Raw genomic sequence first — 17791 nt, forward strand, 5'->3', positions numbered from 1 at the left:
CGTTTTTTTTATTTCAGTTTATTAATTGCTAAACCATCATTCGAATAGTGAACGATGCAATTCCTTGACAATTTCAGTACTGTCATCCTGATGCACTAGGAATGACATATTGTGGGGGTTAGCACCGTAGCAAATCATCCGTAAATTATAATCTCTAACCGAAGAAAATATTTTTGCGGATACGCCAGCGGCACTATGCATATTGTTACCCACCACTGTTACTAAATCATAATCGCTTTCAACCACCACCTCACAGAAGTCACGCAATTCATCAAGTGTTTCGCGATTAAGTCTTTCCGCAACGGAGTTAGTTGGATTATCTAAGGTAAAGGATACTGCTATTTCAGAAGTAGTTACCAAATCGACACTTAAGCTGTGCTTAGCAATAATAGTGAATACCTGCTGCAAGAAACCTTGAGCATGCATCATTTTAGGTGTTTTCACAGTCACCATCACTTGTTGCTTACGACGTGTAATAGCGCGATAAGGCGGCTCATTTACACAATCTCGTACTATCCAAGTTCCGCCTTTCTCTGGTTCTTTGCTTGAGCCTACAAACACCTTAATGTTTTTACGCAGCGCTGGCTCCATGGTAGCAGGATGCAACACTTTGGCACCGAAGTTGGCCATTTCGGCCGCTTCATCGAAACTCAATTCTGGAAGTGGTCTGGCTGCATCAGTAATTCGTGGATCTGTTGTGAACACACCAACAACATCTGTCCAAATTTCGCAACTAACCGCATCCAAAGCTTCAGCTAATAAAGCCGCAGTGAAATCACTTCCTCCGCGACCTAAAGTGGTAGTTCGGCCTTGCTCATCAGCACCAATAAACCCCTGAGTGACATAAACTTTTTCAGCTAACTCAGACTTCATTACTTGGCTTGCTAAAGATTTAATTTCATCGATTTGTGGAACAGCTTCACCAAATACGGAATTGGTTCGCAGAACATTGCGGGCATCAAAGTTTTCCGCATTCACGCCCTGCTCTTTTAATACTTCGGTAATCAATAAAGATGACATACGTTCGCCAAATGATAACAAACCATCTTTCAGATCATCGCGATGCAACAACTCTTCGTGAAAAGCTAATGCTTCCATAGCGTCAAATAAAGAGCTTAATTTTTCAGTTACTTCATCTGGTTTAGCAAGCTGAGCAACAATTCCATTTTCAATCGTTTTGATCTGCTCAAGAATTTGCGCTATCTGTGCATGAGTCAATGCTGTATTTGATAAGCTAACTAGATGATTGGTAACACCAGCAGACGCACTAACAACTACCACGCGAGTAGAAGGGTTAGCAGCGATAATCTTTGCACAGTTTTGCATTGCGGCATAATTTGCCACACTAGTGCCACCAAACTTGGCGATGTTAAGGTCAGGAATTGTCACGCTAGATCCTCTTTGAAAATAATCGCAGTAAATTAACAGATATAAACTTATTTAAAAGTAATAAATAGCAATTTCCTTCGATTAGTTTTGAATTGACTATGCATTTTTCAACTGAATAATTATCTACATTTTCTATATAACAATTCAAAATGGATATTTCTGAATTACCTTTAGATGAAATGATAGAACTGTTTAGTAAAAACCGAATATGCTTGCTGCTTAATTCAATTTACTCTTAAGGGCAAGTTTAGCGGCATTATCTTCCCAATTTTGTCCATCGAAAGGAACGATTGTGATTTCAGCAGGTTTAGTGTCTAAGCATCGAACATTCACATCAACGCCATCTGGGTTTGAGCGTGGAATATAAAATGGCTTGGCGCCACAAACTTTGCAGAAGTTGTGCTTTGCAACACCAGTATTGAATCTGTATTCAGTTAGGAACTGTTCACCGCAGATTAAATTGAAGTGCTGCTTAGGAACAATCAGATGCAAAAAACCGAACTTACTGCATACGGAACAATTGCAATCCTCTACTTCGACTTGCTCTTCAGACTCCACTTCAAACTGAACTGCTTTACAGTGACAACTGCCAGTGTATTTCATCAACCATACTCCGGATTAACTTCATTTACGGCACCATTAAATAACAAAGTCACTAGCTTTTGCTTTACTAGGGTGTCTGAATTTGTACAAAGTGCCCTACTTTAACATTGTGTTTTGCAAACCAACCTATATTCATCTCTAACGCGTAAAGTACTTTAGTTGAAGAATTGATTGAGGTTAAATCATGTGGTTGCATACCTCTAATGTCCGTTATCTTGCCTTTTTCATCAATAAAGGCGACATCAAGGGGAATGAAGGTGTTTTTCATCCACATACCCGCGATACGTGGTTGGGAATATTTGAATAACATGCCGCAACTTTCGCACAGTTCTTCTCTATACATTAAACCTGTGGCACGTTGCTCAAAAGACTTGGCGTACTCCACAGTTAATACTGTGTCAGCAACTTGCACTGTTGCTTCTTCAAATTCGACCGCTGTGGCAGCCAATGATAGAACGGAAGCGGAAATAAATAATACTGCCGCATATACATTTTTAATCATAAATTTTTGCATGAACACCCTTCAACGCCATCACTTGTTTGCCAGGTTTCATAATGCCCCTGAACACATTGGTTTTTTACTGTAAAACACTGTTGTTGGTTATAGCCTACTTGAGTATCTGCAGCATTTGCTGCCGCATGCCCCAAAAATTCTTTGGTCGAACTTGCTGTGCACGCGTTTAGGCTTACTAATACTAACATTAACATTAAGGTCTTCATTAATAGTCTCTAATTTTTTCGATTAATATTGCACTAATTAGAGCTTATCGGCAGTATTTAGTTCCCTTTCCCTAAGCTTGGCAAAATAGATAGAAAACAGATATTAGTGTTCACTTAAACTTCTTCAGTGTCAGCCAATTCAATCAACTAATAAATAGCATGCATAAAAAAACCGAACGAATCAAAGATTACGTTCGGTTTTTGCATTTACATAAACCTTGCTTAGTATTGCATGGCTTATTTACGCAATATTTAGCGCAGGAATGATTTTCTCTTTAGCTGCATCTTCGGCTTTCTTAAACTCTTCGATACGGTCGAAGTTCAAGTAGCGGAACACGTCACCTGACATAGATTCAATCTTGTTCGCGTATTCCATGTACTCAGCAGTTGTAGGAATACGGCCAACAATGGCACCTACAGCAGCAAGCTCAGCAGAACACAAATATACATCAGCGCCATCACCTAAACGGTTAGGGAAGTTACGAGTCGATGTAGATAGTACTGTTGAATTAGCAAGTACACGCGCTTGGTTACCCATACACAAAGAACAACCAGGCATTTCAGTACGTACGCCCACTCGACCATATATATTGTAGTAACCTTCATCCATCAATACTGCTTTGTCCATCTTCGTTGGTGGAGATATCCACAAACGTGTAGGCAAGGTTTTATTGAATTGCTCAAGTAACTTACCTGCAGCGCGGAAGTGACCGATGTTGGTCATACAAGAACCGATGAATACTTCATCAATTTTTGCGCCAGCAACGTCAGATAAGGTTTTAGCATCATCAGGATCGTTCGGGCAGCATAGGATTGGCTCATTGATCTCATCAAGATCAATTTCAATGGTTTCAACATACTCAGCGTCTTTGTCAGCTTCCATAAGTTCTGGATTAGCTAGCCACTCTTCCATCTTACGTGCGCGACGCTCAAGAGTACGAGGGTCACCATAACCTTCATTGATCATCCAACGTAGCATAGTGATGTTAGACGTTAGGTATTCAGCGATAGATTCTTTAGACAGCTTGATAGTACAGCCTGCAGCAGAACGCTCCGCAGACGCATCTGACAATTCGAACGCTTGCTCAACTGTTAGTCCATCAAGACCTTCAATTTCAAGAATACGACCAGAGAATGCATTTACCTTGCCTTTCTTAGCAACGGTCAATAGACCTTGCTTGATACCGTATAAAGGAATTGCATGAACCAAATCACGTAACGTGATACCTGGCTTCATTTTACCTTTAAAACGAACCAAAACAGACTCTGGCATATCAAGCGGCATTACACCTGTAGCAGCTGCGAAAGCAACCAAACCAGAACCGGCTGGGAATGAAATACCCATTGGGAAACGTGTATGAGAATCACCACCAGTACCTACAGTATCTGGCAATAACATGCGGTTTAACCAAGAGTGAATGATACCGTCACCTGGACGCAGTGATACGCCGCCACGATTCATAATGAAGTCTGGCAGAGTGTGCTGAGTGTCGATATCTACTGGCTTAGGATAAGCCGCAGTGTGACAGAAAGACTGCATAGTTAAATCTGCAGAAAAACCTAAACAAGCCAGATCTTTAAGTTCATCACGGGTCATAGGACCTGTGGTGTCTTGAGAGCCCACTGTTGTCATTTTAGGTTCGCAATATGTGCCTGGACGTATACCTTCTACGCCACATGCTTTACCAACCATTTTTTGTGCAAGTGTATAACCTTTACCGGTATCAGTTGGTTGAACAGGCTTGCGGAACAAGTCTGAAGTACCAAGTCCAAGGGATTCACGAGCTTTATCCGTTAAACCACGACCGATTATCAAGTTAATACGACCGCCAGCACGAACTTCATCTAACAAGACGTCAGATTTATATTCGTACTTGGCAAGTTCTTCACCGGTTTCAGCGTTAGTGATACGACCTTCTAGTGGGTAGATATCAATAACATCGCCCATGTTCATTTTGTCAACGTCAGCTTCAAACACTAGCGCGCCAGCATCTTCCATTGTGTTGAAGAAAATAGGTGCAACTTTACCACCGATACAAACACCGCCACCACGTTTATTTGGTACGCCAGGTAAATCTTCACCGAAGAACCAAAGAACCGAGTTGGTTGCTGATTTACGAGAAGAACCCGTACCTACAACGTCACCGACGAAAGCAACAGGGTGACCTTTTGCTTTAACTTCTTCAATTTGTTTAAGTGGACCGATTTCGCCATGCACTTCAGGCGTTAAACCATCGCGAGTCATCTTATATGCAGCGCGTGCGTGCAAAGGAATATCAGGACGAGACCATGCATCTGGTGCTGGTGACAAGTCATCGGTATTGGTTTCACCGGTAACTTTAAATACTGAGTAAGTGATCTTTTCAGGTAAGTCTGGACGAGATGTGAACCACTCTGCATCAGCCCAAGATTGAATCACGTCTTTGGCATATTTGTTTCCAGCTTTTGATTTTTCTTCAACATCGTGAAATGCATCAAACATCAACAAAGTGTGTTTCAACTCTTCAGCCGCCAACTCTGCTAAATCTTCGTTATCCAAAGCTTCAACCAAAGTTACGATGTTATAACCACCGTGCATGTTGCCCAACAATTGAATTGCAGCATCTTTTGATATCAACGGAGAAGTCGCTTCATCATTGATTATAGCGGCTAAGAAACCAGCTTTCACATAAGCGGCTTCATCAACACCAGGAGGAACTCGTTCAGATAATAACTCTAACAAGAACTCTTCTTCGCCAGCAGGAGGATTTTTCAATAATTCAACTAAACCAGCAACTTGCTCTGCATTTAATGGTTTAGGGGGGATACCCTCAGCGGCACGCTCTTCTACGTGTTTACGATAAGCTTCTAACACTTTATGGTCCTTTTAAATTATGAATATAGAGAAATATTGGCGACAGTATAAAGGTAAACCGTGAAAAATTGAATCATTCACAATGATTATTTAATGATAGTCAGCATACACAGAATCTATATACATTTATCATAATTAATTATTTCCGAACTACCTCAAATCAGCCTTTAGCGATTTGCAGTCACCCGTAATATTTTACCTTTTTGGCTGTCTACCAGTATATACAAAGAGCCGTCTGGATGCACTTTAACATCTCTGAATCGGTAACCTAGCTCAGAGAGTAGAGATTGCTGCCCAACCACTTTGTTCTGTTGCATTTGAATCCAAAGAATTTCATTCGACTTCAAACTACTAACCAAAAAATCGCCGCGCATTTGTGGAAACATCATGCCATCGTAGACAGTTATGCTCGATGGCGCGATAGAAGGAGTCCAATCCACTAATGGTTGTCGCATTCCTTGATATTTTTTAAATGGCGTAATTAACGCACCTGAATAATCTTTACCGTTGGTAATAATCGGCCAGCCATAGTTTTCACCTTTTCTAATGATATTTATTTCATCGCCGCCTGCAGGGCCATGTTCATTTGAAAAAACGAGATTTCGAATGGGATCATAGACTAAACCTTGTGGATTGCGATGCCCTAACGAATATACAGAGTGGGCAAGATTCTTTTCAGTTTCGCCGATATATGGATTGTCATCTGGTATCTGACCATCATCCAAAATTCGTAGAATTTTTCCCATCTGATTATTCACACGTTGTGCATTTTCGCGAAAGTCAAAGCCATCGCCAGAAGAAATCAACAACGAATTGTCGTCTAAGAAAGCCAATCGGCCACCGTAATGTACAGGGGTATTTCGATAAGGTTTTACAGTGAAAATAACTTGGCTATCAACTAATTGATTATTTTTAAGTTTGGCGCGCATTACTTTGAGGGTGTTGCGTTCATCACTGCCTGCTGAATAAGACAGATAGATCCAACCATTTTGAGCATAGTCAGGATGAAGCACCACATCTAACAGGCCACCTTGACCATTCACATAGATGTCTTTCGGTAAACCCTCGATAGGTTTACTGAGAGTAAAGTTGACTACTTGTCGCAAACTTCCGGTTCTTTGAGTAACCAGAAATTGGCTTTCAGAAATAAATGCAAGCGACCAAGGATAATCCAAATCAGTGACAACTTCCTCTACCGAAAATAAATCCGACTTTGCATTCACCGGAATGCTAATGAATAAGAAATAAAATAACAACAGCGTTAAATATTTAATCTTCACAAACAATTCCTTGGGGTTAAAAACAATTAATTGATTAGGCTCTTAAAGCATAAATATACCCATATTGAGAAAAAATGCGAATTAAGCTGACGATATCCGTTTACTACTGCTATTCAAAAGATTGTTATTTTTCTAACTAAAATGGCAGACTAGTTAATGTTGACTACGTCAAGGTTATCCTATGAAAGCAACCATTAAACTAATTTTCGATTTTATTGCAGCAACACTGAGCTGTTTTGTTTTAGCTAGCCTTTTACATACTCAATTCGTTCTGCACGAATTAATTAAGCTTGATGTGATTATCAGTTGGCAAACAAGATTATCCGCCTCAGGCAAAGATTTACTCGGCCTACTGCCCACCTACGGCGCGATTATTTTAGTTGGATTATTTATCGCCTTTGTGTGTGTCTTTTTGATAAACAAGGTTTGGCCAAAACCAATATTATGGCTTTATCCCATTGCTGGCGCAGTTGCTCTGTTTACCATGCTAACAGCCATGCAACCTATTATGGACATTACCCTTATCGCGGGTGCGAGAACGCCACTAGGTATTTTTGCTCAGTGCTTGGCTGGTTTGTTTGGGGGCTGGGTATTTATGTATCAACGTCAACGAAGACCGAGTAAATTATAAATTTCTAATATAATTTTCTGCGGTGATTGAGTGGAATCAATTTCAACCACATCTGATTCCGCAGAGGTTTCTTCAAGTGCAGCAAATTGACTGGCAATCAAACTGCTTGGCATAAAATGGTTTTGTCTGTGTTCAAGCCTAGATGCTAATTCTTTGGGCTGTGCAATAAGATGGATGAATAAACAAGGTAATCCTAAATGGCGAAAACGCGCTCGATGTTGTCTCCTCAAGCCAGAATAAGCCATCACTTTACTAGACTGTTTGTTTTTACTTAAATACTCGACTAGCCCTTGAATCCAAGGTTCACGCATTTCATCAGTGAGCGGGATACCTTTAGCCATTTGAGTTTTTGCCTCAAGACTATGAAAATCATCAGCTTCGACCAGCTCTATGGATAACAGCTGTGAGAGCAAATTGGCAATAGTCGATTTCCCACAGCCGCTTACTCCCATAATGATTAATACATAGGGTTTGGACAAATCTAATAAAACAGAATCAGTCACTAAACTTTTCCTCTAACTGCCATTAGTGGGTGAAATCTGAATGGGCATTTCGGTTTAAATGCAAGTCGGTTTCAACCAAGTGGCCGTCCATTCCCCATTCTCGCATTTTGTCTACTGCCCACTGCGGCGATTGCTTAGTATGGCATTCGTTACATGCATTGGGTGAATTTTCCAGCCCCATTTTAACCGACAACAGTGGATTGGGTATTGTCCCCACATTGTGACTACGAACGAAGTAGTCTATGCCAGATACTTGGTTCAACATGTTCTTTGGCATGTGACAGTCATAACAATAAGAACCTTTAGTGTCTGGTGCATGTCTGGTATGGGCCGTCAAATTTTGTTGTATAGGTTGGTGACATTCTAAGCAAAACTGATTACTCACTTCAGTTGGTTCTAAAATACCAAATTGAGCAGGTTGTTTGTTATTGTGCGGATCATGACAGTCGTAACAACGCATATCAGTTTGTTCATAATGTGCAGAATCAGCAAAGGTTCGAAATAAAGTGCCAAGCCCTTTGGGCCGTCCATCAGGCCAAACTTGCAGCGTGGGAAATGTGCGACCAGGAACACTTTCTGCCTCAGTAAAATACTCAGACAAGTCATTCAAATTGCCCGCATGATCATAACCTGGAGAGTAGGTCCGATAAGCGTCCATACGTTTACGTAAAATATCTGAACCGTGACAACGGGCACAAACACTCAACGCAACCCCTTGAGAATGGTCAGCTGCATTCATGATGTACGGAACTGGTTCATCGAACAATTTAAGGTTAACCAAAGACATCATGCGGTTAACAGGTTTGTCTTGCATATAATCAACATGTTCACTGCCAGGGCCATGACATACTTCGCAGCCAACGCCATCTTCAGTCCATTTTACATTAGCCACTGTATGAGCGCGGTCTTTGCTTATTTGTTGTAAATTAGTGGTGTGACAGCGAGCGCAATATAAATTCCATGCCGAGTTTAATGGCTTCATCTGTTCCCATAAATCGTCAACAGTTTCCGGGCTTTGCTCTTGCTCATTCCAATAAGCAAAAAACTCTCCTCTGGCCACCGACCATTGCACAGGTAATCGCCGCAATACCCCGCCTTCTTCTTCGGTAAGATAAGTTTGTCGATATTGGTAACCGATAACCTTATCGATTTTAAAAGGCGTGTACTGCTCAGAATTAATATCCTTGAGGGCTAAATAAAATTCATCACCTTCCCGGAAGGACTTTACAGCTGGGCTGGTTTTATTGGGGTCAGTATTTAAGAAGAATGACCCGTTATTGAAATTACCAACCACAGTATTTTCGCTGGGTGCGTGAGTAATATTGTGATGAGGGGATTTTAACCAAGCGTCGTAATTAATAATATGACAGTCACCACACACTTCGCTTCCCACATATTCAGCGTGAAAAACCTGGTCATAGTTATCCTGACTAAACCAAACCATCGCAACCGCGGCAACAATTAACCCAATAAAGATATAAACAAATGATTTAAGTCCCATAATTCCTAATTACTTATCCAAATCGTTAAAAATTAAAACTGCTGTGTCAGTTTAGTTATTAATGTAAATGCCAGATTATTGTATTCATTCGGCGTGTTAGCGTAGCGCGACTTATCTGATATTTCGTTTTTATATTTACATAAATGCAAAACTTTTTTGCGAAAATGCAATCAAAAGCCCTGACAAAAACGTTTTAAAACGCGCAACTTGGTTAAATATCGTCAACCTTGATCTTAAGTATTTTCGCCTTTTTTGAAAATAAGTTACATCCGCTAAAAATTTTTTGCGCAATACACCATTGGCTTACACGTCTACTTCAACCTTTTGAAACATACCCTCAATATTGCATTAGGTCATCTTTTTAATCACTGCAAACCTTATCATTTTTATTTTTACTAATATCAGCTTTTAGATTGTGATATTTTAAGCTGTTTTTTATTAATAATTAATGAGTTAGAGGAAGTTATGAAAAGGATAGTATTTGTTTCTGCTGTTATATCCATTGGGTTGGCACTAAATGGCTGTACAAGCTCAACACGAGGGACGGTAAACAAAATCGAAGCCTCCTCCCCGGTTATTAGCCAATCGATTGTAGAGCCTGATAGCAAAGGACTAAAAAGAGTAGTGGCAATATCTCGATTTTCAGATGAAACCAAACGTACTAATAGTTTTTTGATTGATAATTCCGGCGACCGTTTAGGTAAACAAGCTGCAGATATTTTGTCTAGCCGTTTAACAGAAACGCAAAAATTCATAATGTTAGAACGCCAAGAATTAGATGAATTAGAAGAAGAAAGCCAAATAAATCAGACCCAACTCGAAAAAGTGGGTGCTGATTATCTAATTGTCGGATCGGTTTCCGAATTCGGTCGTGCAACAAACAGTGAAGTTGGTGTTTTCAGCCGCAACAAAATACAGATTGCAAACGCGACCGTTAATGTCCGACTTATCAATACTAAAACCGGACAAATTGTTTATTCAGAGGAAGCTTCTGGCGAGGCGAGAACAGAGGCTAACCGAGTTTTTGGCGTTGGCGAAACAGCCGGATACGACACAAGTTTAGATGATAGAGCCATATCTGCTGCCATTTCCAAGCTGGTTAGTAATATTGTTGAGAATCTAATGGATGCCCCATGGCAGGCGTATATAGTCGCACAGCAAGATGGTATGTACTTAATGACGGGTGGCGAAGACCAAGGAATTCAAACTGGTGATAAATTTGTTGTAAAAACCAAGGGGAAGCAAGTGAAAAATCCCCAGAGTGGAATGATGATTGAGCTACCAGGAAAACAAGTTGCCACTATCAAAGTTATTGATTTCATTGGAACTGGACAAAACGCACTCTCACTTACCGAGGTAGTATCAGGAAGCATAGATGCATCAACTTTGGATCAAATTGTCGTGTTAGAAGGTGAGGAGTAAGAAATGAAATTATTAGTAGCATTCATATTTGCAGTTTTTTTAGCGGGTTGTAGCAGCAGCTTTAGCGAAGTAAAACAATTAGACGACAAAGCTTATCTGCAACTGACTGGCAATATTGCTTCGGGGTCACTGTCGATTGATGGAAAACAGATTAGTCTGCAACAAGCAGATAAATTTAAAATTGATGGAAATTTAGTGACCAAGTTTGAAATAAGCTCAGGTACGCATCTAATCGAAATAGTTAGAAATGATAAAACGGTAGTAAAACGTAAAATTTACGTCACCAATGGAAATGTATTCGAGGTAAATGTTCCGTGAGAAAAATAATTAGAAACACTTGCGTGGGAGTTTTAGTCGTATTTTTAGGTGCTTGTGCGGCACCTAAAACAATTTATTACTGGGGAGACTATTCTGAAACTGCGTACGACTATAAACATGAACCCTCTACTGATAGTTTAAGTCAACATAAAGCAGCTCTGTTAGATATCATCGAAAATGCGGCTCGTAAGAATAAAAAAATACCTCCTGGTATCTACGCTGAGTTGGCAAAATTAGAATTAGACGCTAACAATCTCAACGGCGCGAAACAGTTTTTAAAACAGGAAGAAGCGTTGTTTCCAGAATCGGCGATAATGGTGAGAACAATGTTAACCATGATTGAAAAGATGGAGGTCAATAATGCGTCAACTAACTAGACTTTTTTCATTATTCATTATCGCCCATTTAGTTGGTTGTGCGACACCTACCATTTTAACGAAAAGCGAAGCTTATCCAAAGATGTACCAACAGGATACAAATTCAATCCTTGTAGTACCAGCAATCAATCGTTCAACGGCAGCAGACGCTCCAGAACTCTATTCGACCACTATCGCTCAGCCACTAGCTGAGGCGGGATACTATGTTATGCCTATCCCCATGATCGAAATGATGTTGGCTGTAGAAGGCGTCGTTGATGGCGAGCAATTGAAAGGCGTTGAACCTGCAAAGTTTAAAACTATGTTCGGGGCTGATGCGGTACTTTTTGTTACTATCAATCAATGGGACACGAACTATTATGTGACGGGTGGAAACGTTACAGTTGGAGCCGATTTCGAGCTTATATCAACCTCAACCAACGAATCTTTGTGGAACTACAAAAACGTTGTGGTGCTCAATACCTCGGGAAATAGTGGAAATTTGTTGGCTGATATTATTAGCACAGCAATAAGCACAGCCATAACTGATTATGTGCCCATCGCAAGACAGGTAAACTACTCAGTTGTAACTACCCTACCGGTCGGTAAATATCACTCTAGGCATAGTTTAGATGGGCAAGATAAAGTGGTTAACGAAACTTTAGCTAGTAAAAACACTGTAAATTAACCCAAAGAGTATTAAAATTAAGGCCTGAAAATCATTATAATTTCAGGCCTTTTTTAAACATCATTCAACGTATTAGTTACAAGCGACTTTGCCGCAACTCAGTACATTTACGAACCAAACATAACAACTAAAATTGCAAACACTGCACCTGCAGCCGCTATTTTAACGCCGCTTTTAAACATCGGTAACTTAGGCATAAACATCAGAAACGCCGAAACTACAAAGAATAACAACCCTATGCCAAAACTAATGTTGAGAAAGAAAAGCGGGCTACCCGTTGTGGCTTTATGCAATTTAACTAATTTAGCTAACGGCGCTGGGTAGTCTTTTTTATTAATAACAACCTCTCCGGTTAGTTTGTTATATTGCCCTTGGTTAAACACAACCATATCGTCAACTTCGCTTTCAACAGCAAAGCCTTTGAGAGCAATTTGTTTACCCAAAGATTTGCCATTTAATCCCTTATCTAACTGGCGTTCTTCAACTTGTGGGTATTTTAGAAAATCGGTTTTACGAAAAATCAATAAAGTCCCGCTGACTGCATAGATCCCCATGATCCCCGCCAAAAAAAAGCCTAACCATCTGTGATACTTACGTACGGCATTATGAAATTTAGGAGAAGCCATTTAATCCTCTATAATTAAAACTGAATTAGTGAAAGCCATAAGCTTTAATTGATTATTTTAAACTTATTTATTTGGCAGGTAATTTTTGCTGAAATATAGCATTTTAGTACTGAGGTTTCACCTCTATTAAGCGTGCTAGATATTAAAATAAATAATAAATACAGCCATTTAAGCTCAAATAAATTAGTGCAGTAAGCTATTTTCACAAGTAATTTGCTAAATTGATGTTTATCTAATGAAGTAATTTAGCGCATTCAATTGGCTTAAACCGTTAGATTTCGAAGTGTGAATGCGCATTGGAACATCATGCAACGTTAGCAGTGGTATATACTAAGTATTTGTTTTAAAATACAAAGGCTTTTCCACTTAATTTAGCAAAATTTGTTTCAAATTTAAGTCTGAATTTTTAGCATTTAGAGTACTTGGTAGTATGCCATCTAGTCTGAACTCAGACATAACTTAAGTAATTATTCAATTAGCTTGTTTAAACTTTGAAAAGGCAGGGAATCAGCTAGATGTTTCATAGTATTAGATACAAGTTTGTTATCATCATTATCATATCTATTTTGATTAGCTCGGGCTCAGTTTTCTTTTTAGCCATAAACGAACATGAAAACCTATACCGGAAATCCGTAGAACAAAATTTAGATGCAATGGCATCAAATATTGCCGACAACCTATTATCGACCCTTTCCGAGGAGCCGGATCCCTTCTCGATAATAACAGAACTAATTGGGCTAGACCGCTACGAACATATTAAGTTTGTGAATGTATTCGATGCTGATTGGAATTTAATCCATTATTATGTACACCCAAACTACCTCAATTTAGAAAACTTCTCTCCTGAATTAACCTCAATTTCACCACAAGACTTACCCCCTGATGTAACCATAACCGATGAAGGTTTAGCTGTTTCAAAAACCATAGGTGAAGAAAAGTTTCCAGTTGGCCATTTATTAGTCGTTCAAGACTACCAACGACCATTGAATGAGAGTAAGAATAGTCTATTTTTCAGCGCTATACCGCTAGTGATGTTAGTTGTTGTCTTAGCAATGATGATTTCTTTTTGGATATATCAGCGTTTATTTGAACCTCTTTTGAGTCTCACTAAGTTTACTAAACAAGTTGAGACAACCACCGACTATGATTTGAAATACCGAGTTTCAGGTAATGACGAGGTATCTGAATTAGGTCGTAATATCAATAAACTATTGGGCACGATAAATGCGGAAATTAAGACCAATCAATTAAACACGGAAAAATTGATTGAGCAACAGAATTCAATGCAACACTTGGCTAACTACGATACCTTGACGGGGTTACCAAATCGTATGTTTTTTATGGAACTGCTTAGATTAGAGTTAGCCAGAAGCCAGCGAGAAAACGAAGATTTAGCGATTATGTTTTTCGATGTAGATGGGTTTAAAGGGGTTAATGACACCTTGGGACACGAGACCGGCGATTTACTGCTCAAAGCTGTTGCCAGCAAAGTTAAAAGCTTTCTGCGTCCAGGCGACATCCTAGCGCGATTGGGTGGAGACGAGTTTTTAATCATGATCCCAAATCTTAGCAGTTCACTACTAGCCGTTAATATAGCGAATCGAATAATTGAGGGTTTGTTGACCCCATTTGAGATTAACAGTTGGGATATTCAAACCGGTGTAAGTATTGGTATTGCGAAAGCAACCGATGCTGAATTTGATATCAACACATTCATCAGTAATGCAGATATTGCAATGTATGCATCGAAAGAACAAGGCAAAGGTTCTTACACGGTTTTCCATAAAAAAATGCTAGAAGAAAATCGCAGAAAAGTGCAAATAGCCAACCTAATCACCAATGCAATAGCCAAAAACGAATTCGAAATTCACTACCAACTTAAAATATCATCGAAAGGCTTTGTAACTGGTTTAGAAGCTCTTTTACGTTGGAATAACGATGAGTTAGGAAGTATATCTCCAGGTGAATTCATTCCTATCGCTGAACAAAGCGGCAAAGTTAAATCCATTACGCGGTGGTTGGTCGAACGAGTTTTCAAAGACATGAATGTTCTAGAAAAAATGGTTGAACAAAACCTCGTTGTTTCTTTGAATATTTCTAGTCATGATTTACAAGATCGCAGTTTCATACATTTTATTAAGAAGAATCTGAATCTCTATCAGGTTAATATTCAAAATATTCAATTTGAAATGACTGAATCTAGTTATCTAGAAAATTTCGACAGTGCTAATGATTTTTTCAATAACATACGACAAATGGGCGGCTCTATTGCTCTAGATGATTTTGGTACAGGGTATTCGTCCCTTAGTTACCTAACTAAAATTCAAATAGACACCCTCAAAATTGATCGAATGTTTGTAATGCAGCACGATAGCTCTGGAAAGGACACAGTCGTTTTGCAAACCATTTTGGATTTAGGCCATAGATTAGGACTGCAGATATGCAGTGAAGGAGTGGAAACTGCAGAACAAGCTAATTATTTGATTTCCAATGGAAGTGATGAAATGCAGGGATATTATTTTGCTAAACCGCTACCTTTAGCTAAACTACCTGAAGCGATTGAAAAAGCGCAAAAGCTATATCAAGAATTATATTATGGTCACCGCCAATAGTTAGGCGACAATATCTGTATAGAATTAGATTTCCGACTAGAATCTAATTTTATACATGAGATTTTAAATAAATGTGTAAATTACTTGATCTTAATCAACTTAAATTAACTGAGTTAAGTAGTTCTTTATAAATTATGGATAATACTCCCGTATGGAAAAAGCTACTGATAAAAAGGCGCATTTCAACTACCATCAAACTGCATTTACAACATCATCAACTTAACAGCGGTAACATTGAAAAAAGATACTAGGGATAGAACTTGTTAATACGACATACTTTTTTAAAATTTTTAATAATTTCAACTGCATTGTGCCACTTATCGCTATCCGCCAAAGATCTAGAGTTCTCCGGCTATGCAAGAGTAATTGGCGGTTATTTGGATGAAGATAACGTCGACTATAAAGGCTATGACGACAGTCTTAGTTTTGAGCCATCTAGTTTAATAGCATTGCAAGCCGAATATAAATTTAGTGAAAAATGGTCAGGGACTACACAACTCATCGCTAGAGCGGATCGGTCGAAAGATTCTGGTATTGAATGGCTATACCTAACCTATCAAGCAACGGACAATTTACAAATTAAATTCGGCAAGTTACGTGCCCCATTCTTTTCAATGAGTGACTACACAGATGTCGGTTTTGCCTATCCATGGATAAACCTACCACAGCAAGTTTACGATAATTTTCTATTTCGAACTTTTGAAGGCGCTGACTTAATCTATAAATTCACCAATAGCAACTTTGAAGCGAGTATAGAAGCTTATATAGGTCAAGAAGATGGTGACGTAAATTTTAGTAATACGCCCACAGGTTTTACGGCTCGTAATCTGCGAGGTTTAATCGGAAAAATTAATAAAAACAATTTCGAATTAAGATTGGCACACTATGAAGGTAATTTAAGTCTAAATATTACTGAAATTCATCAATTTCAACGTTATTTATCCAATCTTAACTTTGGCCGAAGTGCTGATTCATTGAGCACAAAAGGCGTAGCTAAAGTAGAACAGATAGGAATTGTCTACGACAATTTAGACTATTTCTTTAGATCTGAGTGGGTAAATATTGAGACAGATCTTGATTTCATACCAGAGATCCAGAGCTATTATGTGACAGCAGGTTTTAATTACGCTCCTTTTACCTTTCATATTACTTTTGCAGATAGCGACGGAGACAGTAAAACACCAGTCCAAGAAATACCCGTGGGCTTCGATCCTAACCTAGATCAATTAGCTCAAGCTTACAATAGTATATTTTTAGATGCAGCTGCTACAGATATGCAAAGCTGGACTTTGGGAGCACGCTGGGACGTATTATCTAATCTCGCTCTTAAAGTTGAATACTCAGCAATAGAGGAAGATAACGGGTCCAATTCATTTTTCGATTTTGATGAAAATACTACTTTCGACGGAAAATCGAATTTGTACCTTGTTGGTCTAGAGTGGGTGTTTTAAATGAATAATTTAATTACATCACAAATCATTAGAATATTATGGCTTACATTTTTAATCTTTGCTTTTATGGTGCCTGACTCCTACGCAGAAGATAAAGATTCCGACTTTATTGTCGTCCTAAATCCGTTAGATGAACAACAAATTTTGAGTAAACAACAAATTAGACACATATTTATGGGAGGTGCACTAAGTCATAAATATAAAGCTGTTAACCTGCCGTCAGGCAATCAATTAAGAGTTGAATTCAACACGAAAATTGTAGGCCTAACCGAATCCAGAATCCAAGCTTATTGGGCGCAGATGAAATTTACAGGAAGAAGCAAGCCGCCAATAGAATTAAATTCAACACAAGAAACCCTGCAGTTTTTAGCTGAAACAGAAGGGGCTATTGCGTATCTGCCTTCTGACTTAGAGATACCAAATAACCTTAGTATTATATACCCTTAAACTGCACAACCTTAGTTAGCAGTTTAAGGGAAGTTAAACAATTCCACGCTATATAGTTTAAAACAAACTTACCTCGACACAGATTAAGATGATTAAACCAAAACGCTGAATTTGCTTAGAGAATCATTGTCGAGCTTAAAACCCTAAATAGACCTTCCCCACTAACCTCGTTACCTTTCTAATATTCTAGTTATTCCACCGGCTAAAACCCGCGCTATATGTTTGTGCGTCTCTTTGATCTTTCATGGGGTGAAAACGGGTCTCTTTTGGAGCACAGCTCCAGCCGTTTGAACGACCGACATGGATGTCGGGCTGGAGGTAGCCACATGGAGGTGTGACACCTAGATGCCTATTACATGAACAGCTATTACATGACACTCGCTGGGTATG

Annotated in this window: 17 protein-coding genes; 8 read left to right on the forward strand and 9 right to left on the reverse strand. The window is 39.1% G+C overall.

The features are described from left to right. Nucleotides 1–36 precede the first annotated feature (36 nt). The 6 genes from lysC to KO530_RS04665 all read right to left on the reverse strand — a co-directional run bounded on the left by lysC (nt 37) and on the right by KO530_RS04665 (nt 6846). Nucleotides 37–1326: a lysine-sensitive aspartokinase 3 gene (lysC, locus tag KO530_RS04640; protein ID WP_252728857.1), complete on the reverse strand. Its 1290-nt coding sequence runs from the start codon at nt 1324–1326 to the stop codon at nt 37–39. Nucleotides 1327–1608: 282 nt separating this feature from the next. Further along, on the reverse strand, nt 1609–1992 hold the full coding sequence (locus tag KO530_RS04645) for a GFA family protein (protein WP_216047234.1): 384 nt from the start codon (nt 1990–1992) through the stop codon (nt 1609–1611). Between the two features lie 67 nt (nt 1993–2059). Beyond that, nucleotides 2060–2506: a DUF192 domain-containing protein gene (locus KO530_RS04650; RefSeq protein WP_216047235.1), complete on the reverse strand. Its 447-nt coding sequence runs from the start codon at nt 2504–2506 to the stop codon at nt 2060–2062. Beyond that, entirely contained in the window at nt 2491–2712 is a 222-nt protein-coding gene (locus tag KO530_RS04655) for a hypothetical protein (RefSeq protein ID WP_216047236.1), read from the reverse strand. Before KO530_RS04655 ends, KO530_RS04650 begins: the two co-directional genes overlap by 16 nt. Before the next feature lie 241 nt (nt 2713–2953). Continuing rightward, nucleotides 2954–5566, reverse strand: coding sequence for a bifunctional aconitate hydratase 2/2-methylisocitrate dehydratase (gene acnB, locus KO530_RS04660; protein WP_216047237.1), 2613 nt, complete (start codon nt 5564–5566; stop codon nt 2954–2956). A 167-nt stretch (nt 5567–5733) separates the two neighbouring features. Continuing rightward, nucleotides 5734–6846 (reverse strand): PQQ-dependent sugar dehydrogenase, encoded by a 1113-nt coding sequence (locus tag KO530_RS04665; protein ID WP_354667862.1) that lies wholly within the window; start codon nt 6844–6846, stop codon nt 5734–5736. 181 nt (nt 6847–7027) lie between these two features. Between KO530_RS04665 and KO530_RS04670 the strand changes: the two genes are divergently transcribed. Next, nucleotides 7028–7477 (forward strand): hypothetical protein, encoded by a 450-nt coding sequence (locus KO530_RS04670; protein ID WP_216047239.1) that lies wholly within the window; start codon nt 7028–7030, stop codon nt 7475–7477. Here KO530_RS04670 and KO530_RS04675 read toward each other — a convergent pair. Both KO530_RS04675 and KO530_RS04680 read right to left on the reverse strand, forming a co-directional pair. Then, nucleotides 7453–7980 (reverse strand): gluconokinase, encoded by a 528-nt coding sequence (locus KO530_RS04675; RefSeq protein WP_216047240.1) that lies wholly within the window; start codon nt 7978–7980, stop codon nt 7453–7455. The two genes, KO530_RS04670 and KO530_RS04675, sit on opposite strands and share 25 nt — an antisense overlap. 22 nt (nt 7981–8002) lie before the next feature. After that, nucleotides 8003–9481 carry an ammonia-forming cytochrome c nitrite reductase subunit c552 gene (locus KO530_RS04680; RefSeq protein ID WP_216047241.1) on the reverse strand — a complete coding sequence of 493 codons (1479 nt, stop codon included), beginning with the start codon at nt 9479–9481 and terminating at the stop codon, nt 8003–8005. 465 nt (nt 9482–9946) lie between these two features. Here KO530_RS04680 and KO530_RS04685 point away from each other — a divergent pair, with 465 nt between their 5' ends. From KO530_RS04685 to KO530_RS04700, 4 genes are read left to right on the forward strand one after another with little or no spacing between them, the layout of a single operon-like run. Next, nucleotides 9947–10903 (forward strand): CsgG/HfaB family protein, encoded by a 957-nt coding sequence (locus KO530_RS04685; RefSeq protein ID WP_216047242.1) that lies wholly within the window; start codon nt 9947–9949, stop codon nt 10901–10903. Between the two features lie 3 nt (nt 10904–10906). Further along, nucleotides 10907–11221 (forward strand): hypothetical protein, encoded by a 315-nt coding sequence (locus tag KO530_RS04690; RefSeq protein WP_216047243.1) that lies wholly within the window; start codon nt 10907–10909, stop codon nt 11219–11221. Next, complete coding sequence (locus KO530_RS04695) at nt 11218–11598, forward strand: DUF4810 domain-containing protein (protein ID WP_303501411.1); 381 nt, start codon at nt 11218–11220, stop codon at nt 11596–11598. The genes KO530_RS04690 and KO530_RS04695 overlap by 4 nt, the downstream gene beginning before the upstream one ends. Next, on the forward strand, nt 11582–12265 hold the full coding sequence (locus KO530_RS04700; RefSeq protein WP_216047244.1) for a GNA1162 family protein: 684 nt from the start codon (nt 11582–11584) through the stop codon (nt 12263–12265). The genes KO530_RS04695 and KO530_RS04700 overlap by 17 nt, the downstream gene beginning before the upstream one ends. Nucleotides 12266–12372: 107 nt before the next feature. Here KO530_RS04700 and KO530_RS04705 read toward each other — a convergent pair whose 3' ends face one another. Then, nucleotides 12373–12891 carry a hypothetical protein gene (locus KO530_RS04705; RefSeq protein WP_216047245.1) on the reverse strand — a complete coding sequence of 173 codons (519 nt, stop codon included), beginning with the start codon at nt 12889–12891 and terminating at the stop codon, nt 12373–12375. A 515-nt stretch (nt 12892–13406) separates the two neighbouring features. Between KO530_RS04705 and KO530_RS04710 the strand changes: the two genes are divergently transcribed. From KO530_RS04710 to KO530_RS04720, 3 genes are all read left to right on the forward strand, one after another. After that, nucleotides 13407–15503, forward strand: coding sequence for an EAL domain-containing protein (locus KO530_RS04710; RefSeq protein WP_216047246.1), 2097 nt, complete (start codon nt 13407–13409; stop codon nt 15501–15503). Between the two features lie 260 nt (nt 15504–15763). Beyond that, nucleotides 15764–16954, forward strand: a complete 1191-nt coding sequence (locus KO530_RS04715) for a hypothetical protein (protein WP_252728829.1) — start codon at nt 15764–15766, stop codon at nt 16952–16954. After that, nucleotides 16955–17401 carry a hypothetical protein gene (locus tag KO530_RS04720; RefSeq protein ID WP_216047247.1) on the forward strand — a complete coding sequence of 149 codons (447 nt, stop codon included), beginning with the start codon at nt 16955–16957 and terminating at the stop codon, nt 17399–17401. Nucleotides 17402–17791 lie beyond the last annotated feature (390 nt).

Origin of the sequence: Aliiglaciecola lipolytica, from assembly GCF_018860635.1 — a bacterium.
Classification (GTDB): Bacteria; Pseudomonadota; Gammaproteobacteria; order Enterobacterales; family Alteromonadaceae; genus Aliiglaciecola; species Aliiglaciecola lipolytica_A.